19 protein-coding genes and 1 pseudogene are annotated in these 16,426 nt (G+C 63.9%); 10 read left to right on the top strand and 10 right to left on the bottom strand.

Annotated elements, in window-relative coordinates:
* Positions 1–154 precede the first annotated feature (154 nt).
* Positions 155–628 (top strand): DUF4442 domain-containing protein, encoded by a 474-nt coding sequence (locus BGO64_RS09805; RefSeq protein WP_010674883.1) that lies wholly within the window; start codon positions 155–157, stop codon positions 626–628.
* Positions 629–784: 156 nt separating this feature from the next.
* Here the strand turns inward: BGO64_RS09805 and ybcJ are convergent, their stop codons facing one another.
* The 4 genes from ybcJ to BGO64_RS09785 form a co-directional block, all read right to left on the bottom strand.
* The gene (gene ybcJ, locus BGO64_RS09800) at positions 785–1,018 is read right to left on the bottom strand and encodes a ribosome-associated protein YbcJ (RefSeq protein ID WP_010674882.1); all 234 of its coding nucleotides are present in this window, start codon (positions 1,016–1,018) and stop codon (positions 785–787) included.
* A 165-nt stretch (positions 1,019–1,183) separates the two neighbouring features.
* Positions 1,184–1,588, bottom strand: coding sequence for a MaoC family dehydratase (locus BGO64_RS09795; protein WP_286700597.1), 405 nt, complete (start codon positions 1,586–1,588; stop codon positions 1,184–1,186).
* Positions 1,585–3,414 carry a class I poly(R)-hydroxyalkanoic acid synthase gene (locus tag BGO64_RS09790; RefSeq protein ID WP_286700596.1) on the bottom strand — a complete coding sequence of 610 codons (1,830 nt, stop codon included), beginning with the start codon at positions 3,412–3,414 and terminating at the stop codon, positions 1,585–1,587. Before BGO64_RS09790 ends, BGO64_RS09795 begins: the two co-directional genes overlap by 4 nt.
* A 95-nt stretch (positions 3,415–3,509) precedes the next feature.
* The gene (locus BGO64_RS09785) at positions 3,510–3,860 is read right to left on the bottom strand and encodes a phasin family protein (RefSeq protein ID WP_039040883.1); all 351 of its coding nucleotides are present in this window, start codon (positions 3,858–3,860) and stop codon (positions 3,510–3,512) included.
* A 303-nt stretch (positions 3,861–4,163) separates the two neighbouring features.
* Here BGO64_RS09785 and BGO64_RS09780 point away from each other — a divergent pair, with 303 nt between their 5' ends.
* The 3 genes from BGO64_RS09780 to pdxY all read left to right on the top strand — a co-directional run bounded on the left by BGO64_RS09780 (position 4,164) and on the right by pdxY (position 6,981).
* Entirely contained in the window at positions 4,164–4,727 is a 564-nt protein-coding gene (locus BGO64_RS09780) for a VC2662 family protein (protein WP_010674879.1), read from the top strand.
* A 77-nt stretch (positions 4,728–4,804) separates the two neighbouring features.
* On the top strand, positions 4,805–5,560 hold the full coding sequence (locus BGO64_RS09775; RefSeq protein ID WP_286700595.1) for a DUF429 domain-containing protein: 756 nt from the start codon (positions 4,805–4,807) through the stop codon (positions 5,558–5,560).
* 557 nt (positions 5,561–6,117) lie between these two features.
* The gene (gene pdxY / locus BGO64_RS09770; protein ID WP_069651330.1) at positions 6,118–6,981 is read left to right on the top strand and encodes a pyridoxal kinase PdxY; all 864 of its coding nucleotides are present in this window, start codon (positions 6,118–6,120) and stop codon (positions 6,979–6,981) included.
* 40 nt (positions 6,982–7,021) lie between these two features.
* Here the strand turns inward: pdxY and BGO64_RS09765 are convergent, their stop codons facing one another.
* The 4 genes from BGO64_RS09765 to BGO64_RS09750 all read right to left on the bottom strand — a co-directional run bounded on the left by BGO64_RS09765 (position 7,022) and on the right by BGO64_RS09750 (position 9,013).
* Positions 7,022–7,330, bottom strand: a complete 309-nt coding sequence (locus BGO64_RS09765; RefSeq protein WP_069651329.1) for an antibiotic biosynthesis monooxygenase family protein — start codon at positions 7,328–7,330, stop codon at positions 7,022–7,024.
* A 104-nt stretch (positions 7,331–7,434) separates the two neighbouring features.
* Complete coding sequence (locus BGO64_RS09760) at positions 7,435–7,941, bottom strand: GNAT family N-acetyltransferase (RefSeq protein ID WP_010674875.1); 507 nt, start codon at positions 7,939–7,941, stop codon at positions 7,435–7,437.
* 101 nt (positions 7,942–8,042) lie between these two features.
* Positions 8,043–8,435 carry an NUDIX hydrolase gene (locus BGO64_RS09755; RefSeq protein ID WP_039038593.1) on the bottom strand — a complete coding sequence of 131 codons (393 nt, stop codon included), beginning with the start codon at positions 8,433–8,435 and terminating at the stop codon, positions 8,043–8,045.
* Between the two features lie 26 nt (positions 8,436–8,461).
* Positions 8,462–9,013, bottom strand: coding sequence for a class IV adenylate cyclase (locus tag BGO64_RS09750; RefSeq protein WP_286700594.1), 552 nt, complete (start codon positions 9,011–9,013; stop codon positions 8,462–8,464).
* 291 nt (positions 9,014–9,304) lie between these two features.
* Here BGO64_RS09750 and BGO64_RS09745 point away from each other — a divergent pair, with 291 nt between their 5' ends.
* The 3 genes and pseudogenes from BGO64_RS09745 to BGO64_RS09735 all read left to right on the top strand — a co-directional run bounded on the left by BGO64_RS09745 (position 9,305) and on the right by BGO64_RS09735 (position 11,225).
* Positions 9,305–10,150 carry a DUF5718 family protein gene (locus tag BGO64_RS09745; RefSeq protein ID WP_286700610.1) on the top strand — a complete coding sequence of 282 codons (846 nt, stop codon included), beginning with the start codon at positions 9,305–9,307 and terminating at the stop codon, positions 10,148–10,150.
* A 116-nt stretch (positions 10,151–10,266) separates the two neighbouring features.
* A pseudogene (locus BGO64_RS09740) lies at positions 10,267–10,751 on the top strand (GNAT family N-acetyltransferase).
* 36 nt (positions 10,752–10,787) lie between these two features.
* Positions 10,788–11,225, top strand: coding sequence for an acetyltransferase (locus BGO64_RS09735; protein ID WP_045524585.1), 438 nt, complete (start codon positions 10,788–10,790; stop codon positions 11,223–11,225).
* A 70-nt stretch (positions 11,226–11,295) separates the two neighbouring features.
* Here BGO64_RS09735 and BGO64_RS09730 read toward each other — a convergent pair whose 3' ends face one another.
* Both BGO64_RS09730 and BGO64_RS09725 read right to left on the bottom strand, forming a co-directional pair.
* Positions 11,296–12,684, bottom strand: coding sequence for a DEAD/DEAH box helicase (locus BGO64_RS09730; protein ID WP_069651325.1), 1,389 nt, complete (start codon positions 12,682–12,684; stop codon positions 11,296–11,298).
* Between the two features lie 196 nt (positions 12,685–12,880).
* Positions 12,881–13,357, bottom strand: a complete 477-nt coding sequence (locus BGO64_RS09725) for a glutathione peroxidase (protein ID WP_039038588.1) — start codon at positions 13,355–13,357, stop codon at positions 12,881–12,883.
* Positions 13,358–13,569: 212 nt separating this feature from the next.
* Between BGO64_RS09725 and BGO64_RS09720 the strand changes: the two genes are divergently transcribed.
* The 3 genes from BGO64_RS09720 to BGO64_RS09710 all read left to right on the top strand — a co-directional run bounded on the left by BGO64_RS09720 (position 13,570) and on the right by BGO64_RS09710 (position 16,308).
* Positions 13,570–14,178, top strand: coding sequence for a 2OG-Fe(II) oxygenase (locus BGO64_RS09720; protein ID WP_041211488.1), 609 nt, complete (start codon positions 13,570–13,572; stop codon positions 14,176–14,178).
* A gap of 200 nt (positions 14,179–14,378) precedes the next feature.
* On the top strand, positions 14,379–15,368 hold the full coding sequence (locus tag BGO64_RS09715) for a D-alanine--D-alanine ligase (RefSeq protein WP_041215087.1): 990 nt from the start codon (positions 14,379–14,381) through the stop codon (positions 15,366–15,368).
* A gap of 190 nt (positions 15,369–15,558) precedes the next feature.
* Positions 15,559–16,308 carry a tRNA-uridine aminocarboxypropyltransferase gene (locus tag BGO64_RS09710; protein ID WP_286700592.1) on the top strand — a complete coding sequence of 250 codons (750 nt, stop codon included), beginning with the start codon at positions 15,559–15,561 and terminating at the stop codon, positions 16,306–16,308.
* Positions 16,309–16,426: the final 118 nt, after the last annotated feature.

The raw sequence follows: 16,426 nt of genomic DNA, 5'->3' as shown, positions 1-16,426 counted from the left end.
TTTTATCATTTGCCAGACAAATAGAACCTGGCCATTGCATGAATTTTGCAAATACCCTTTGGGGGCCCGCTCACAGGGATGGCACGGGAGGCTTGTCTATCGGGATGCAGGCTGGCAACATTTGCGTCACATTCACTCATCGGATCAGTTTGCAATGGACCTGCAACGCCTCAAAGCCAACCTCGCCCTGCGTCTGTTCGCCTGGCGCTACATTCCCGTCATTGGTTTCTGTGCCCCCGTCATCGAGCAGATGGACGCCAGGGCGCTGCGCATCCGCATTCCGCTGGGCTGGCGCACCCGCAACCACCTGGGCAGCATGTATTTCGGGGCGCTCGCCACCGGTGCCGACCTGGTGGGAGGGCTCCTGGTCATGGAGAAGGGGCGGGCGCGGCGCAAGAAGGTGCATTTCGCCTTCAAGGATGTGCAGGGGGAGTTTTTGAAGCGCCCGGAGGGGGACGTGCAGTTTGATTGCGCGGCGGGGGAGCTTATCGACGCCATGATCGACGAGTCCCTGGCGAGCGGTCAGCGCATCAACCGCCCCATCCAGGTGGTGGCCACCTGCCCGTCGCGCAACGGCGACGAGGCCATGGCCCGCTTCGTGCTGACCCTCTCCATCAAGGCCAGCTGAAGGCCAGAGGGCGCTTGGCGCCCTTGTTCAAGCCGGGATCAGAGGATCTCGGGGCTGCTCCCTTCCTTCACCACGGCCTTCATGCTTCATGCCGTTGAAGTTGACCATCCGCTCGGCCACTGTGCTGGGTAGCGCTTGCGTGGCAGGGCGTCAGGATCAGAGGATCTCGGGGCTGACGCCTTCCTTCACGACTACCTTCATGCCGTTGAAGTTGACCACCTGCTCGGCGACTATCTTGCAGCGTTTGCGGGTCTCGACCTGACCGTCCACTTCCACCAGGCCCTCGGCGACCAGCGCCTTGGCGGCACCGCCACAATCGGCCCAACCCTGATGCTTGATCAGGTCACACAAGGCAACGAAGGGGTGACCTTCGAGCAGAAACGTCTCCATGGGAAATCCTCTAGCTGGATGAATGGCTGAAACAGCGGGGGCTCATTCTAGGCAGTTAGGCGGGGCAGGGAAAGGGCCCGGGCCGAATTGCCCCGAAAAAGGGGCGAACACAGGCAAAAAAACCAGCCCGATCGGGCTGGTTGTGTCTCTGGAGGCCACTGGCGCTCAAGGGAGCTTCACCACCGCTTCCCCCGTCACGGCGAGGGCGCCGCCCTGGGTGAAGATGCGGGTGGCCAGGGTGGCGATGGGCTTGTCGTCCCGCAGGGCGATGATCTCCACCTCCGCCGTCACCTCGTCCCCCACGAACACCGGCAGTTTGAAGCCGAGGCTCTGGCCCAGGTAGATGCTCCCCTTGCCTGGCAGTTGCTGCCCGAGGAGCCCGGAGAAGAGGCTCGCCAGCAACATGCCGTGGACGATGGGGCGCTCGAACACCGTCGTGGCGGCGAAGTCCGGGTCCAGGTGCAGGGGATTGAAATCCTCCGAGAGGCCGGCGAAGGCGGCCACCTCCGCCGCCCCGAACCGCTTGGTCAGGCTGGCTTTCATGCCCACGGCAAGGGGTTGTGTACTCATGCGGGTTCCTCTTCTTGCTTCCTGACGCCAGCAAACACCGGATTGAGCCGTACCTTGACGTAGCTGCCGGGGGCCGCCTCCAGCCCCTCGACAGGCTGCCGGGCGGGGACGGGCTCTGCCTCGTCACGGTCTTTGATAAAGCGCATCATCTCGGGCCACCAGGAGCCGCTCTGGTGGGTCGCCCCCGCCAGCCACTGCGCCGGGCTGTCCGCCTCGGCCTCGCTCTGCCAGAAGCCGTATTTGTTGGCATCCGGCGGATTGATGATGCCGGCGATGTGCCCGGATTCGGCCAGAATGAAGCGCCGCTCGCCCCCGAACAGCGCCATGCCCTGCCAGGTCCCCTGCCAGAGGGCGATGTGATCGTCCACGGCGGACACCAGCAGCACCGGGGTCTTCACCTTGGCGAGATCGATGCGGGTGTGGCGGATCTTGAGCTCCCCCTTCACCAGCTGGTTTTCCAGGTAGAGTCGGCGCAGCAGGCTGTTGTGGGTCTTGCCCGCCACGTTGGTGCTGTCGCTGTTCCAGTGCAGCAGATCGAACGCCACCGGGCTCTGGCCCTTGAGGTAGCTGTCGATGTAGTAGTTCCAGTAGAGGCTGTTCTCCCGCAGCAGACTGAAGGAGACCGCCAGCTGGCGCCCGTCCATGATGCCCCTGGCCTCGTTCTGGGCCTCCAGCGCCGCGATGATGGGCTCGTGGATGAAGATGCCAAGCTCCCCGGGCTGGGAGAAGTCCAGCAGGGTGGTGAACAGGGTGGCGCTACGCACCCGCTGCTTCTGGCGCCGCGCCGCCAGCCAGCCCATGGCGAGTGACAACGCAGTGCCACCGATGCAGTAGCCGATGCCGTGCACCTCCCGCTCGCCGGTGGCCGCCTCCACGGCGTCCAGGGCGGCGATGACCCCGTCCACCACGTAGTCGTCGAGATCGACCAGCCCCTGTGCCACCCCCGGGTTGCGCCAGGAGATCATGAAGACCGTCTGCCCCTGGGCGACCAGCCAGGCCACCAGGGAGTTCTGGGGGCGCATGTCCATGATGTAGTACTTGTTGATGAAGGGGGGCACGACCAGCACCGGGGTCTTGCCCACCGTCGCCGTGGTCGGGCTGTACTGGATGAGCTCAAAGAGCTCGGTGCGCAGCACTACCCGGCCCGGGGTGGTCGCCAGATCCCGGCCGAGCTCGAAGGCGGACTCGTCGGTCAGGCGGATGTTGAGGTGATCGGCGCTGCGCTCCAGATCTTCGGCCAGGAGCGCAAGGCCGCGCACCAGATTCTGGCCGTCGGACTCCAGGGTGAGCTTGAGCAGCTCCGGGTTGGTGGCCAGGAAGTTGCTGGGAGCCATGGCGTTGACGTACTGGCGGGTGAAAAAGCGCAGTCGCTCCCGGCTCTTCTCGGGCACGCCCTCCAGGGCATCCACCGCCGCCAGCAGGTGTCTTGCGGTCAGCAGATAGGATTGCTTGAGGTAGTCATAGAGGGGTTGCTCGCTCCAGGCCTCGGCCTTGAAGCGGCGATCGCTGCGATCCGGGGTGATCACCGGCTCGCTCGGCTGACCTGCACTCTTGAGCAGGGTGTGCTGCATCAGCTTGAGCTGATCCTGCCACCAGTTCATCTGGGACTGCATCAGCTTGAGCTGATCCTGCCACCAGTTCATCTGGGACTGGATCAGCTGCCAGGGCTGCTGGCTGCCCTGCTCCAGCACCTTGCCCAGATCGTCCAGACTGGTCTGCAGCAGGGCCTGGGCCGTGCGCTCGGTCTGGGCTCTAGCCATGGCCAGCAGCTTGTCGTTGTAGTGGGCCAGGGCCTCGAACAGCGGGCCGTAAGATGATTGGCTCATGTGTTCTCCTTCACCCACGCCCGGGGCGGGCACGTGCCCGTTCTGTCGAGTCGTGGGGAGATGTGGCTGCCCGCAAGACGGGCAGCCAGGGGTTATCAGGCCTTGCCCGTGCTCTTCTTGATGCCATCTGCGGTCAGGGCATCCAGCTCTTCCTTGAACTGCTGGCCAAGGGCGCTGAGCTTCTGGATGTCATCCAGCATCTGGCGGGAGAGCTGGCTGGCGCTCTCCAGCTGCACGGTGCCGAGGGCCGCCAGGCTCTGGGCATCCTGCACCTTGCCGACGGCCTGCAACTGGTTGAGCCCCAGTTCGGCGTAGGCATTGGCGGACGCCAGTTGCAACCGGGTCAGCTGTTCGATGTTGCTGGCCAGCAGCTGGTTGTAGCGGGTGAGGGGAGCGGCAAAGCCTTGCATCTGCTCGGTAAAGCTCTTGATCACGTCCATATTCATCATGGGTCTCCGGTTCGGCAGAACACTGTTTTTGCGGGTCAATCGACCCTTCTTGCGGGTACAGCACGTCATCCCTGTGTTACGTGTTGTTTGCTCTGTTCAAACACACGTTTGAGCATTCTGCAACCAATCCACCTTTGGTGTAAATGACATAAATGTTAGTTTCTGTTTGAATTTTCCATTCCGCCGAGTGAGCCATCCCCGGATTCAGACGAGAGGTGACGCAGGGAAAGGGCCGGGACCTCGTCCCCCGGGGCCTGCGCTGGTACCCTTGAGCCACACCCTCTTCACAAGGAATCCCCGATGAAACCGTTCGCCCTGCTGCTCGGCTGTGGTGCCCTGACCCTCGCCGGTGTCGCCCAGGCCAGCACGCCGGTCCAGATCTCCCTGCCCGGTGTCAACCTGCCCTCGTCCAATCAGGTGGAAGGGGCACGGGCTTCCTTCCTCTACGGCCGCACCGGTCAGGTGAAGGGGATCGATCTGCCGGTGTTCGCCCTCTCCGACGTGGATCAGTTCACCGGCCTGCAGCTTGGTGTGTTCTTTGGCGCGAGCCGGGTGCGCCATCAGTTTGGCGGGGTCGCCATCAACGCCGTCAACTGGCACGAAGGGCAGGATACCGGCCTCAATCTGGGCTTCGTCAACCTGACCAACAATGTGAAGGGGCTCAACTGGGGGGCGGTCAACATCGCCCAGGGCAATGCCCTGGCCAACGTCGGCTTCGTCAATTATGCCGAACGCACCACCTTCCAGCTGGGATTCGTCAATGCCACCAAGCACCTGGACGGCTTGCAGATTGGCCTGGCCAACTACGCCGAGAACGGCATCTTCCCCATTCTGCCCCTGATCAACTTCAAGAAATCCTTCTAGGGACCAACTTGCCCTTGCTTTAGGAGGGGCAGCCATTACCCTGTGCTCCATCAAGGCTGCACAGAGGTAACAGGGGCATGACAACGGAACACATGGACGCCATCGGCATCGGCTGGGACGTGAGGGGCTGGCAGGGCAATGCCCAGGCGGTGGCGGTGGTGGGTTGGCAGGCCCGGGAGTCGCGTCTGCACTGGCTCGGGATCTCCCCCCTGTTTCGCCTGAGCTCCCGGGTCGCGCCGGATCTGGATGCCCTGCTGCGCCCGGCCCTGCAAGACGAGGTGGCGCTGATGCAGGTGCTGGCCTGCCCGCGCCTTGCTCTCGGCATCGATGCGCCCCTGGCCTTTCCCCGCGCCCTCGCCGATCTGCTGGCGGGGCGGGGGAGCGGCTTTCCCGTGCCCCAGCGGGAGATTGACAACCCTTACGCCTACCGGGATTGCGAGCGCTGGCTCCATCAGCACTATGGCAAGAAGCCCCTCTCCGCCACCTTCGACAGGCTCGGCAACAACGCCACCCTGGCCCTCTCCATGCTGCCGCGTCTCGGGGATCTGCAACTGGTGCCAAAACAGGCGAGGGCTGCCGGGCGCGCGGTGCTGGAGGTCTATCCCGCCCTGGCCAAAATGGGGGGCAAAGCCTCTGCGGTGCGGCCCGAGCTGCAACCCCACCTGCCGGTGTCCCTCATCCCTGGAACGGATCCCTATGATGCCGCGCTCTGCGCCCTGATGGCCCTGCAATTTGCGGCCGAAGGGGTCGTCACCTCGCTGCCCGCCCTGGTGGACCTGCCGGACGAGATGGCACCGGACGAAGGCTGGGTCTACCACTTCGCCCGGGATTAAGACGCCCAAGGGCACCACGCTCCCTCTGATGAGACTGCTGGCGACTCGCTGCAGCCACGGCACTGGTGACGTGACTTGCTGTCGCCACTGCGTATGGCTTGCCGTTGCCACGGTGTCAGGCAAGGGTAGGCCGCCTTTGTCCTGTGATCTTCCGACGCCTCCTTGACCCTTGCCCTTGTTGCCTTACTTTGCGACTGCCGACTGCCGACTGCCGACTGCCGACTGCCGACTGCCGACTGCCGACTGCCGACTGCCGACTGCCGACTGCCGACTGGCGCCTTTTCATCGGACCTCATCCTTGATCCCGACTGTTTATGGTTGATTAAAAAACCACCTTGTATGCCATCAGACAAGAGGCGTACAAGTACATTTATCACCCCGCAGCCGCGGGCAGATGGCTCCAGGGTTGTGCAGAAACAGGGTAGCGGCGGTCAAATATGCGGCAAGTTAGGCCTGCAGAAGCATAAATAGGGAGTCAGGGCGTTAATTGCTGGAAGAGCCGTCTCTTCATCCGATATATTGCCTCTTTTCCTCAGGTTTCTTGTGCGGTGGTGTCGATGAAACGCATTCTCTCTATCCAGTCCCACGTGGTGTTTGGCTGTGCCGGCAACAGCGCCGCCGTGTTCCCCATGCGCCGTCTCGGCATGGAGGTGTGGCCCATCAATACGGTGCAGTTCTCCAACCACACCCAGTACGAGGCGGGTTGGCAGGGAATGGCGATGCCGGCGGGCCACATTGCCGCCCTGTGCCAGGGGCTTTGCAATATCGAGGTGCTGGCGCGCTGCGATGCGGTGCTGAGCGGCTATCTGGGCTCGGCGGAGCAGGGGGACGAGATCCTGGCGGTGGTGGCGGCGGTTAAGCGAGCCAATCCGGCGGCCCTCTATTTCTGCGATCCCGTGATGGGGCATCCGGAGAAGGGGTGCATCGTCGCCCCGGGCGTCACCCGCTTTCTCACCGAGCAGGCCCTGCCGGTGGCGGACATCATGGCCCCCAATCTGCTGGAGTTGGAGACTCTGTGCGATGTCCATCTGACAACCCTGGCCCAGACCCGGGTCGCCGCACGCCAGTTGCTGGAGAAGGGGGTGAAGATGGTGCTGGTCAAGCACCTGGGTCGCGCCGCCAGCGTCCCCGGCCGCTTCGAGATGCTACTTGCCACCCCCGAGGGAGACTATCTGATCGCCCGTCCCCTTTACGATTTCGCGCGCCAACCGGTGGGCGTGGGGGATCTCATCAGTGCCCTGATGCTGGCCAACCTGCAGGCGGGATATGATGGGGTGAGCGCCTTCGAGCGCACCAACGCCGCGGTGGATGCGGTGCTGCGACAGACCTGGGAGGCGAATGCCTACGAGCTGCAGCTCATCACGGCCCAGAGCGCCTTTGCCGAGCCGCAGATTGCCCACAGGGCCGAGCGCCTGGCCTGACGCCATTGATCAGCCCGTGACGGGACTGGCTGATCAAGGTTCAGCTTGCGGCACTGATCGGTGTTGCATCCTGAAAATGTTCGACCCTGGGGAAGGGGTCGTAGAAGTGGTGCAGCAGGGCCTTCCACTCCTGGTACCGGGGGGAGCCCCTGAACCCCCGGGTGTGATCTTCCAACCGTTCCCACTGCACCAGCAGCAGGTAGTGATGGGGATCGTCCAGGGCACGCTGCAACTGGTGGCCCAGGTAGCCGGGCATGGCGCTGATGATGTGCTGGGCCCGGGCGAAGGCCTGCTCGAAGTCAGTGGCCTTGCCGGGAATGATCTGCAGATGGGCGACTTCCAATATCATGATGGCTCCTTGCCGATGAGTCTGATTGAACCCAAAACCTATGTACACCGAGCCTTGGAGGGGGCAAGACCGGCACGCTGTCCGGTCTTGCCAGGCCGTCTGCCTCAGAGCTGCTTGTAGAAGAACTGGGTGGCGGCGAGGGTGCCGTCCCCATTGCGGGCGAAGTCCGGGATCTGGCCGGCCTCCTGATAGCCGAGCTGGCGATAGAGGCTGGAGGCCACGTCGCCGACCCGGGTATCCAGCACCAGCAAGGTACGCCTGGCGTCCCGGGCCCCTTGCTCCATGGCGTTCATCAGGGCGCGGCCCACCCCCTTGCCACGGGCCTGGCTGTGGACCATCAGCTTTTCCACTTCGGCCCTGTGGCCCCCGTTGGCCTTGGTGCACAGGGAGAGCTGCAGGGCGCCCACCAGATGGTGCTGATCAAACGCCACCCAGAGCTTGCGCACTCCATCCGCCAGCTCCCCCTCGATGCCTTGCCAGTACGCCAGCCCCTGCTCTTCCTGCAGGGGAGGCAGAAAGCCCACCGAGGCACCGCTGGCCACGCAATCTTGCAGCAGGGCGATCAGCGCCGGTTTGATGCCTCTGGTGCTCTCGACCTCAAGGATCTCCATTGAATGTCCTCATCTTCTCTCTTGGCCCACGTGGGGGATTAACGTCTCGGGCGCGGACTCTCCTGCCGGTGCCATCGTCATCCGGTCAGGTGCGCCGTCTCTTAATGGATCAGTCCCTGCGCTGCCAGCCACTGGAACAGCAGGCGGGAGACGGGGGAGACTTCGGCCAGGTGGCGGCTGTCCAGCCAGCGCAGCTCGGCGATCTCCGCCGAGGCGACGGGCGTGCCGTCGGCGTCCCCCGTGTAGCAACGCAGATTGACATTCACCCCTTGCGGCTTGCCGTCCGCCTGGGCGCTGAACTCGCAGGCAAACGCCAGGGTGTCGGGTTTCAGGGTGACCGCGAGCTCTTCCTCGATTTCACGAACGAGGGCCGCCTCGTCGCTCTCGCCCGGCTCGCGCTTGCCCCCCGGAATGTAGTAGATGTCCTTGCCGTGGGAGCGGGCGCACAGCAGTTGTCCCTCCTTGAAGGTCAGCCAGGCGAGTTTGTCGATCATGGGCAGATTCCTCTTGTTGCCGCTTGTCAAAGGGGGGCTCGCTGCTCGCACAGGGTGCGATAGGAGCGGGTTTCCCGCATCTCGGGCGCCAGTCCCAGCCGGTTAGCCAGCGCCAGCAACTGCGCGCGGTAGGCGGGCAGGGCGGCCTCGTCGTCAGTCATGATGGCTAGCTCGGCAAAATCACCGACGCCTGCCAGGTGATCCACCGTGACGTGGAAGGCCCCCAGAAAATAGATGCTGCGCCGCTTGTCGATGGTCAGCACCGGCTGGTAGCCCAGGGTGCGCACCATGCTGGCCGCCTTGTCCGCATCGGGGATGTTGACCGCCTCGCAGCGATCGGGTCCGGGCCCTTTGACTATCCAGAGCCGGATGCCGCTGGGGGCCATGGTGCGGATGATCAGGCTCTTCTCCTCCCGGGCCAGGGCGCCATCTGCCGTGTCGAAGTAGCAGTCCTGCTCATGATTGTCCGCCACCATCACCTCGGGGCCGAGGGCCGTGAGGGTATGCACAAAGGCGGCGCTGTCCGTCAGGCGGTATTTGAACTCCACCTCGAAGCGCCCCTGAAAGTGGGTGGTCATGGCCTTGCGACGGCTCCCGAACGGCAAATCAATAGGGCAGCCTAGCAAAAGTGCCGTGCTCTCCCAAGCATCGGGATCACAGCTTCGCATCGACTGCTGACTTTATGACCAGATGGTGAGGGGAAATCCGCCCTGGTGCACAGCTTGTGGCCCGGTGGCTGGGCGCCGTACGGGGGCTGTGCTCTAATAAGCTCCCTCTTTGGCGGTATTTCCGCCCTGAACAACGACAACGACAACGACAACGACAACGACAACGAGGCGGCGGCCCCGGCCGCGCCAGTGGAGCCACAGATGCAGATCACCTCACAGACCCCCTTTATCGGACTGGGCGTGGCGGGCAACTTCGCCGGTCACCTGGAGCAGGCAGGGGAGGCGGCGGACTTCGTCGCCGTCAAGGTTGACGACAAGGTCGCCCCCAAGGCGCTGTTCCCCTTCTATGTGCCGAACCATCCCGGCCAGCTCGGGGTCTTCCCGTTGAGCGGCGATGCCATCTTCCTGCCGGAGGCGGCGGTGAGCGGGGACGAGAAGGTGCAGATTGAACCCGAGGTGGCACTGTGGTGCGAGCTGGAGTACGCGGGGGAGCAGGTGGTGGCCATCCATCCCAAGGCGTTTGGCGCCTACAACGACTGCTCCATCCGTCGCCCCAATGCCAACAAGATCAGCGAGAAGAAGAACTGGGGTGAAGAGAGCAAGGGGCTGGCCGCGAACCTGCTGCCCCTGACCCACTTTGCCGCAGGATGCGAGCTCGATGACTACCGCATCGCCTGCTATCTGGAGCGGGACGGGGAGCTGCACCCCTACGGGATCGACAGCGCGGCGGTGGATTACAGTTACTTCCACGATCAGTTGCTGGCGTGGGCCATCGACAAGTTCAACCATCAGCAGGACGAAGGCCCGGCCGAGCATATCCAGGGGCTGCTGGCCCAGGCGGGGCGCCCGGCCCATGCACTCATCAGCATTGGCGCCACCCGCTACACCCCCTTTGGCGAGACCCACTTCCTCGCTCCCGGTGACACCGCCTGCGTGGTGGTCTACCCCGCCAGTCGCTACAGCGAGCGCGCCATTCGCGAAGCCATCGCGACCCGCCGCGTTGGCGCCGATGTCTCTGTCCTGCTCCAGGCGGTCAAGACCCGTTGATCGCGATGCCTTCCCAACCTGGGGAGGCATCTTCTTTCTCTTTATGCCTGTGCACACTCGATGCTGGCGTCATGCATGATCAGCCGAAAGAGGAGTGGCAGATCAGGTAGGTTGCCATGGTGGTGATCAGAGAGTGCAGGGAGCAGGATCTGGCGGCTTGCTCAGCCTTTACGCCGAGCTCAGACCACGGGATCCCGTGATGCCGCTTTCCATGGCGATGGAGACGCTCGCGAGCCTGCTGGCCAGGCCCGAGGTGCGGATCATCGCGGCAAAGGTGGGCGGTGAGCTCGCCGCCACCTGCCAGCTCGGGGTGATCCCGACCCTGAGCAACGGCGGCAGGCCCTTTGGCATCATAGAGCACGTGGTAACGGCCTCTGCGTTCCGACGCCAGGGGCTGAGCCAGAAGGTGCTTGAACAGGCGCTCTCCCTGGCCTGGGGGCTGGATGGCTACAAGGTGATGCTGCTCTCGGGGGAAGGGCGCGATGAAGCCCATCGCCTCTATGAGAAGCTGGGCTTCAAGGCGGGCATCGAGAAGGGGTTTGTCATCAAGCAGGCAGAGGCCCAGGGCTGCACCTTGACGAGGTTCGGCCCCAAGGCTTAGCATCGGCGCTTTTGCCATAAATTGAGCCAACAATTCATGAAGATAGAACCAGCACAAACCGGGGATTACCCGGCCCTGATCGCTCTCTGGGAGGCCTCGGTACGCGCTACCCATCACTTCCTGCAAGAGGAAGACATCGCCACCCTCAAGCCTCTCATCCTCGAACACTATTTTGATGCCGTGCGCCTTTATTGCGCCAGGCAGGATGGCGTTATCGTCGGCTTTATCGGGGTGGCTGAGGGCAACATCGAGATGCTGTTCATCGCCCCCGAGGCGAGAGGGAGCGGGGTCGGCCGCCAGCTGGTGGCGCACGCCATCCATTGCCTGGGGGCGACCCGGGTGGACGTCAACGAGCAGAATGCCCAGGCTGTCGGCTTCTATCAGCACCTGGGCTTCGAGGTGACGGGGCGCTCCCCCCTGGATGGCCAGGGCAAGCCCTATCCCCTGCTGCACATGGCCTTGGCCGCCGGTTAAGGGCGCCAGAGCATAAAAAAACCGCCCGGGACGTGGGCGGTTTTTTGTGTCAGGTCGGCAGCTATCTGCCTCACTCCTCGCTGGAGTTGTCCTGATAGTCGCCCCGCTGGGCCTTGGGCAGACGGCGCATAGGGGCGAAACCGATGTCCTCGCCCACCACTTCCCGCTTGCGGGCTGGGGCTGGCTTCTTGCCGCCATCGCTCTTCGCCTTGCTCTTGCCTGCGGTTGTTTTGCCGTTGCCACCCTTGGTATTGGCGGCGCCACGGGCGCGGGGCGGGTTTTGCACCGGCTTGCTGCCCGGCAGGGTCTGGCGGCTCGGCTTGCCGCTCGGCTCGTATCCTTCCAGGATCTCCACGGTCAGGGATTGGCCGATCAGCGCCTCGATCTCCTTGAGCTGACCCAGCTCGTCCTGGCTCACCAGAGAGATGGCCTCGCCGCCACGGCCGGCGCGGCCGGTGCGGCCGATGCGGTGGATGTAATCCTCCGCCATCTGGGGCAGCTCGAAGTTGATCACGTGGGGAAGCTGATCGATGTCCAGGCCGCGAGCGGCGATGTCGGTGGCAACCAGCACCCGCACCTTGCCTTCACGAAAATCCGCCAGCGCCCGGTTGCGGGCCCCCTGGCTCTTGTCACCGTGGATGGCGACCGTATCCAGGCCATCTTTCTGCATTTGCTGGGCGAGCCTGTCGGCAATCTGCTTGGTGCGCACGAACACCAGCACCCGCTGCCAGTTGCCACGGCCAATCATGTGGGAGAGCATCTCCCGGCGGCGCTCCCGATCGACCTGGATGATGCGCTGGCTTACCTGCTCGGCGGCGGTGTTGCTGGGATCCACCTCGATGAGGGTGGGATCCTTGAGCAGATCGTCCGCCAGCGCCTTGATGTCATTGGAGAAGGTGGCGGAGAAGAGCAGGGTCTGACGCTCCTCCGGCAGGGCCTTCATGATGCGGCGAATGTCGGTGATGAACCCCATGTCGAGCATTCTGTCCGCTTCATCCAGCACCAGTACCTCGAGGGCGCTCAGGGTCAGGGCGCCCTGGGTCAGCAGATCCAGCAGGCGGCCCGGGGTGGCGACCAGAATGTCGACCCCGAGCTTGATGGCGTCCAGGTTTGGCTTGATGCTGACGCCGCCATAGGCGATCAGGGTACGAAACGGCAGGTGGTGGGCATATTTGATGATGCTCTCACCCACCTGGGCGGCCAGCTCCCGGGTCGGGGTCAGCACCAGGGCTCGCACCTGGCGACGACCGCCACGGCCGTGGTTGGCCAGCAGTCGATGAAGCATGGGCAGGGTGAAACCGGCCGTCTTGCCCGTGCCTGTCTGGGCGCCGCCCAGCACGTCCTGCCCGGCCAGGATGGCGGGAATGGCTTGCTGCTGGATGGGGGTGGGTTGTTCGTAACCCAGCTCCTTGACGGCCCGCAGGATGTGCGGTGACAGACCCAGTTCATTGAATGACATGTTCGAGGGACACTCCGAGCCTTGGGCTCAACGGGTGACGGCAGCCTTGGTCCGTCACGACATGGAAAATAGGGTGGGTCGCAATCGAGGCTGGGCCTGAGCCCGGCAAAGCGACCGCACAAGAGAACCGTGGGCGCGTAATATAGCAGATGCGAGGCGTACGCGCAGCAGCCGTGTCGCGAGCGGCGCACGCCCGTCAGAGCAGTCCCTCGATGGCCTGCACCAGATCCTCCGGTCTGGTCTGGGGGGCGAAGCGGTCCACCACCCGGCCTTCACGGTCAATCAGGAACTTGGTGAAGTTCCACTTGATGGCCTCGCTGCCAAGGAGTCCGGGCTTTTGTTCCTTGAGCCAGCGATAGAGGGGGTGGGCCCCGGCGCCGTTGACCTCGCATTTGGCCATCAGGGGGAAGCTGACCGGGTAGTCGAGAGAGCAGAAGCGGGCGATCTCCTCGGCATCGCCCGGCTCCTGATGGCCAAACTGATCGCAGGGAAAGCCCAGGATCTCGAAGCCTTGGGGGCCGAACTGGCGATAGAGGGCCTCAAGCCCGGTGTATTGGGGGGTAAAACCGCAGCGGCTTGCCACGTTGACCACCAGCACGACACGGCCCTGCAGATCGGCGGTGGACCAGGCCGTGCCATCGAGTCGTTGCAGGGGGATGAGGGGCAGGGGCATGGTTTCTCCTGATGCAAGAGGGGCGACAAGGCGCCCGGGGGACAATCCTTGCACGTTAACGGGCCGAGGGCCGGGGAGCAAGGGGGAGGGCGTCTGTGCCCCCCCCCCAGACTCCTATTGATGGCGGGACTTCTCAAGAGAAGCAATCCGGTTTGTGCCGATGGTCCGAAGTCGCTACAAAGCGCACTCTCTCCCCTCGCTGCGAGCCTATCTTGGACTATCAAGCCGTCATGGATGCCATCTACACCCGGGGTTGGGTGATAGTGGATGATTTTTTAACCGCCGCCGAGGTGGATGCCCTCAAGGCTTGCCTGCCGGACGAGTGGCGACCGGCGGGGATCGGGCGCGAGACCCTGCATCAGGACAACCGCGATATCCGTCGGGATCAGATCCACTGGCTCGACGCCTCCCTCGGCGCGCCGGTGGCCGACTATCTGGCCCGGATGGAGTCCCTGCGTCTGGCCGCCAATCGCAGCCTGATGCTGGGGCTATTCGACTACGAGGCCCACTTTGCCCGCTACCGTCAGGGGGACTTCTACGCCACCCATCGCGACGCCTTCGCCGGGCGATCCAACCGCCGGCTCACCTCGGTGTTCTACCTGAACAACGACTGGCAGCCAGAGGCGGGGGGAATATTGCGGGTCTATGACGACAGCGAGCAGTTTCTGATGGATGTCTCCCCCCGGGGCGGGCGGCTGGTGCTCTTCCTGTCTGAAGAGTTTCCCCACGAGGTGCTGCCCGCAAGCCGGGAGCGCTACAGCATTGCCGGCTGGTTTCGGGTCAACGGCAATGGCGCCGGGCGGGTCGATCCCCCCCGTTGAGCGCATTTCATCCTGTTTCTGACACAGGAAGAGACTTTTATCTGCCCGGGCAGGGGGAGGTGCGCCCCATCGGCTGACAAGGCTTCCCCTCCCTTGCTACACTGCCCGCACTTATGTTCGTTTCTGGCTTCGTCCGGTTTTCATGCGGTTGGGTTTGACATGGTGATGACGAAGCCGCTTCTCCCAAGGGATCACATCTAATGAAGAACATGCATGTCTTGCTGCTGTGCGGCGGTGGCGGCTCCGAGCACGAAGTCTCGCTGCGCAGCGCCAATTTCCTCGAAAAACAGCTCGGGCTCCTGCCCGGTATCGAAGTGACCCGGGTCGAGATGTTTGCCGACCGCTGGCTCTCCGCCGACGGTCGCGAGTGCAAGCTGGGGCTGGACAAGCTGCTCTCGTTCGACAGCGTGGCCCGTCCGGTGGACTACGTGGTGCCCTGCATCCACGGCTATCCCGGTGAGACCGGCGATCTGCAATCCTTCCTCGAGCTGGCCGGCCTGCCTTATCTGGGTTGTGACGCCGAGGCGAGCAAGGTGTGCTTCAACAAGATCACCACCAAGCTGTGGCTCACCGCCATCGGCATCCCCAATACCCCCTACCTGTTCCTGACCGAGCAGGGCGAGGCGAGCCTGACCGAGGCAAAAGCGGCGCTGGCCAAGTGGGGCAAGGTCTTCATCAAGGCTGCCTCCCAGGGCTCTTCCGTGGGTTGCTACTCCGCCAGCAACGAGGCAGACCTGGTGAAGGGCATTGCCGATGCCTTCGGTTACTCCGAGCAGGTATTGATCGAAAAAGCGGTCAAGCCCCGCGAGCTGGAAGTGGCGGTCTACCAGTATGGTGACGAGCTGGTGGCCACCTATCCGGGGGAGATCTGCGTACCCCAGGACAAGTTCTACACCTATGAAGAGAAGTACAGCAGCGCCAGTCACACCGAGACCGCGCTCAAGGCCGAGGGGCTGACTCAGGCGCAGGCTGACGCCATTCACGAGTACGCCTTGAAGGCGTTCCGTCAGCTCAAGCTGACCCATCTGTCGCGCATCGACTTCTTCCTGACCGAAGAGGGGGAGATTTTGCTCAACGAGATCAACACCTTCCCGGGCATGACCTCCATCTCCATGTTCCCGAAACTGCTGGAGCACCACGGCCACAGCTTCGCGCACTATCTGGAGCAGATCCTGCGAAAGGCGGTCTGATGTCGCCAGACCCGGTTGCAACGGATGGTGAGTAGGGGCCTCAGGGCCCTTTTTTCATGGGGGCGAGGCGGGCAGAACGCGGGGAGGGAAGGGGGCAGGGCGCCGCCCGGCAAGCCTTGCCGCCAGGAGGGCGCGCCGTTACAATCAGCCCCCTTTTGTCCCGCCACAGGCACCGTCAGAGCCGCGTTCCATGAAGCCCATCCCCGATCACGCCGTCAACCGCCTGCGCATCTGGCGCAAGAGCGTCTCGACCCGACCCTTTCTTGCCCGTGGCGGCAGCGTACCACGCTGCGATGCCTGCCAGCTGCGCCACGACTGGTGTGCCTGCGACTGGCGCCCGGCGCTCAAGGCCGAGGCCGGTTTCTGCCTCATGATGTATGACAGCGAGCCCATGAAGCCCTCCAACACCGGGCGCCTCATCGCCGACGTGCTGCCGGATTCCACCTGGGCCTTTCTCTGGTCGCGTACCGAACCCCATCCCGAGCTGCTGGCCCTGCTGGCGGATCCCGCCTGGCAGCCCTACGTGGTCTTTCCCGCCTGCGAGAAAGCGCCCGACCGTCTGACCGGCGAGGTGGTACTGGCCCCGGGCAAGAAGCCGCTGTTCATCCTGCTGGACGGCACCTGGCCCGAGGCGCGCAAGATGTTCAACAAGAGTCCCTATCTGGACAGCTTCCCTGTGCTCGCCATCAAGCCGGATGCGCTCTCTACCTACGGTATGCGCGTCGCCCACAGCGACGAGCACCTGTGCACCGCCGAGGTGGCCGCCTGCGTGCTGGAAGTGGCCGGGGAGCTACGGGCGGGGCAGGCGCTGCAACTCTGGTTCAATCTCTTCAGCAGCCGCTACATGGCTGGCCGGGTAAGCCGTGCACCCGGCGAGGATGAAGCGCCCCTGCTGGAGGGGCTGGAGGCCATCAAGGGCCAGAGTCGCGCTCTGGATTAATCCTCATCAGCAGCCGCTACATGGCTGGCCGGGTGAGCCGTGCACCCGGCGAGGATGAAGCGCCCCTGCTGGAGGGGCTGGAGGCCATCAAAGCCCAGAGCCGCGCTCTGGATTAATC

The organism is Aeromonas sp. 62-46 (assembly GCF_001898585.1).
Classification (GTDB): domain Bacteria; phylum Pseudomonadota; class Gammaproteobacteria; order Enterobacterales; family Aeromonadaceae; genus Aeromonas; species Aeromonas caviae.
This window is presented reverse-complemented; position numbering and strand designations above follow the sequence as displayed.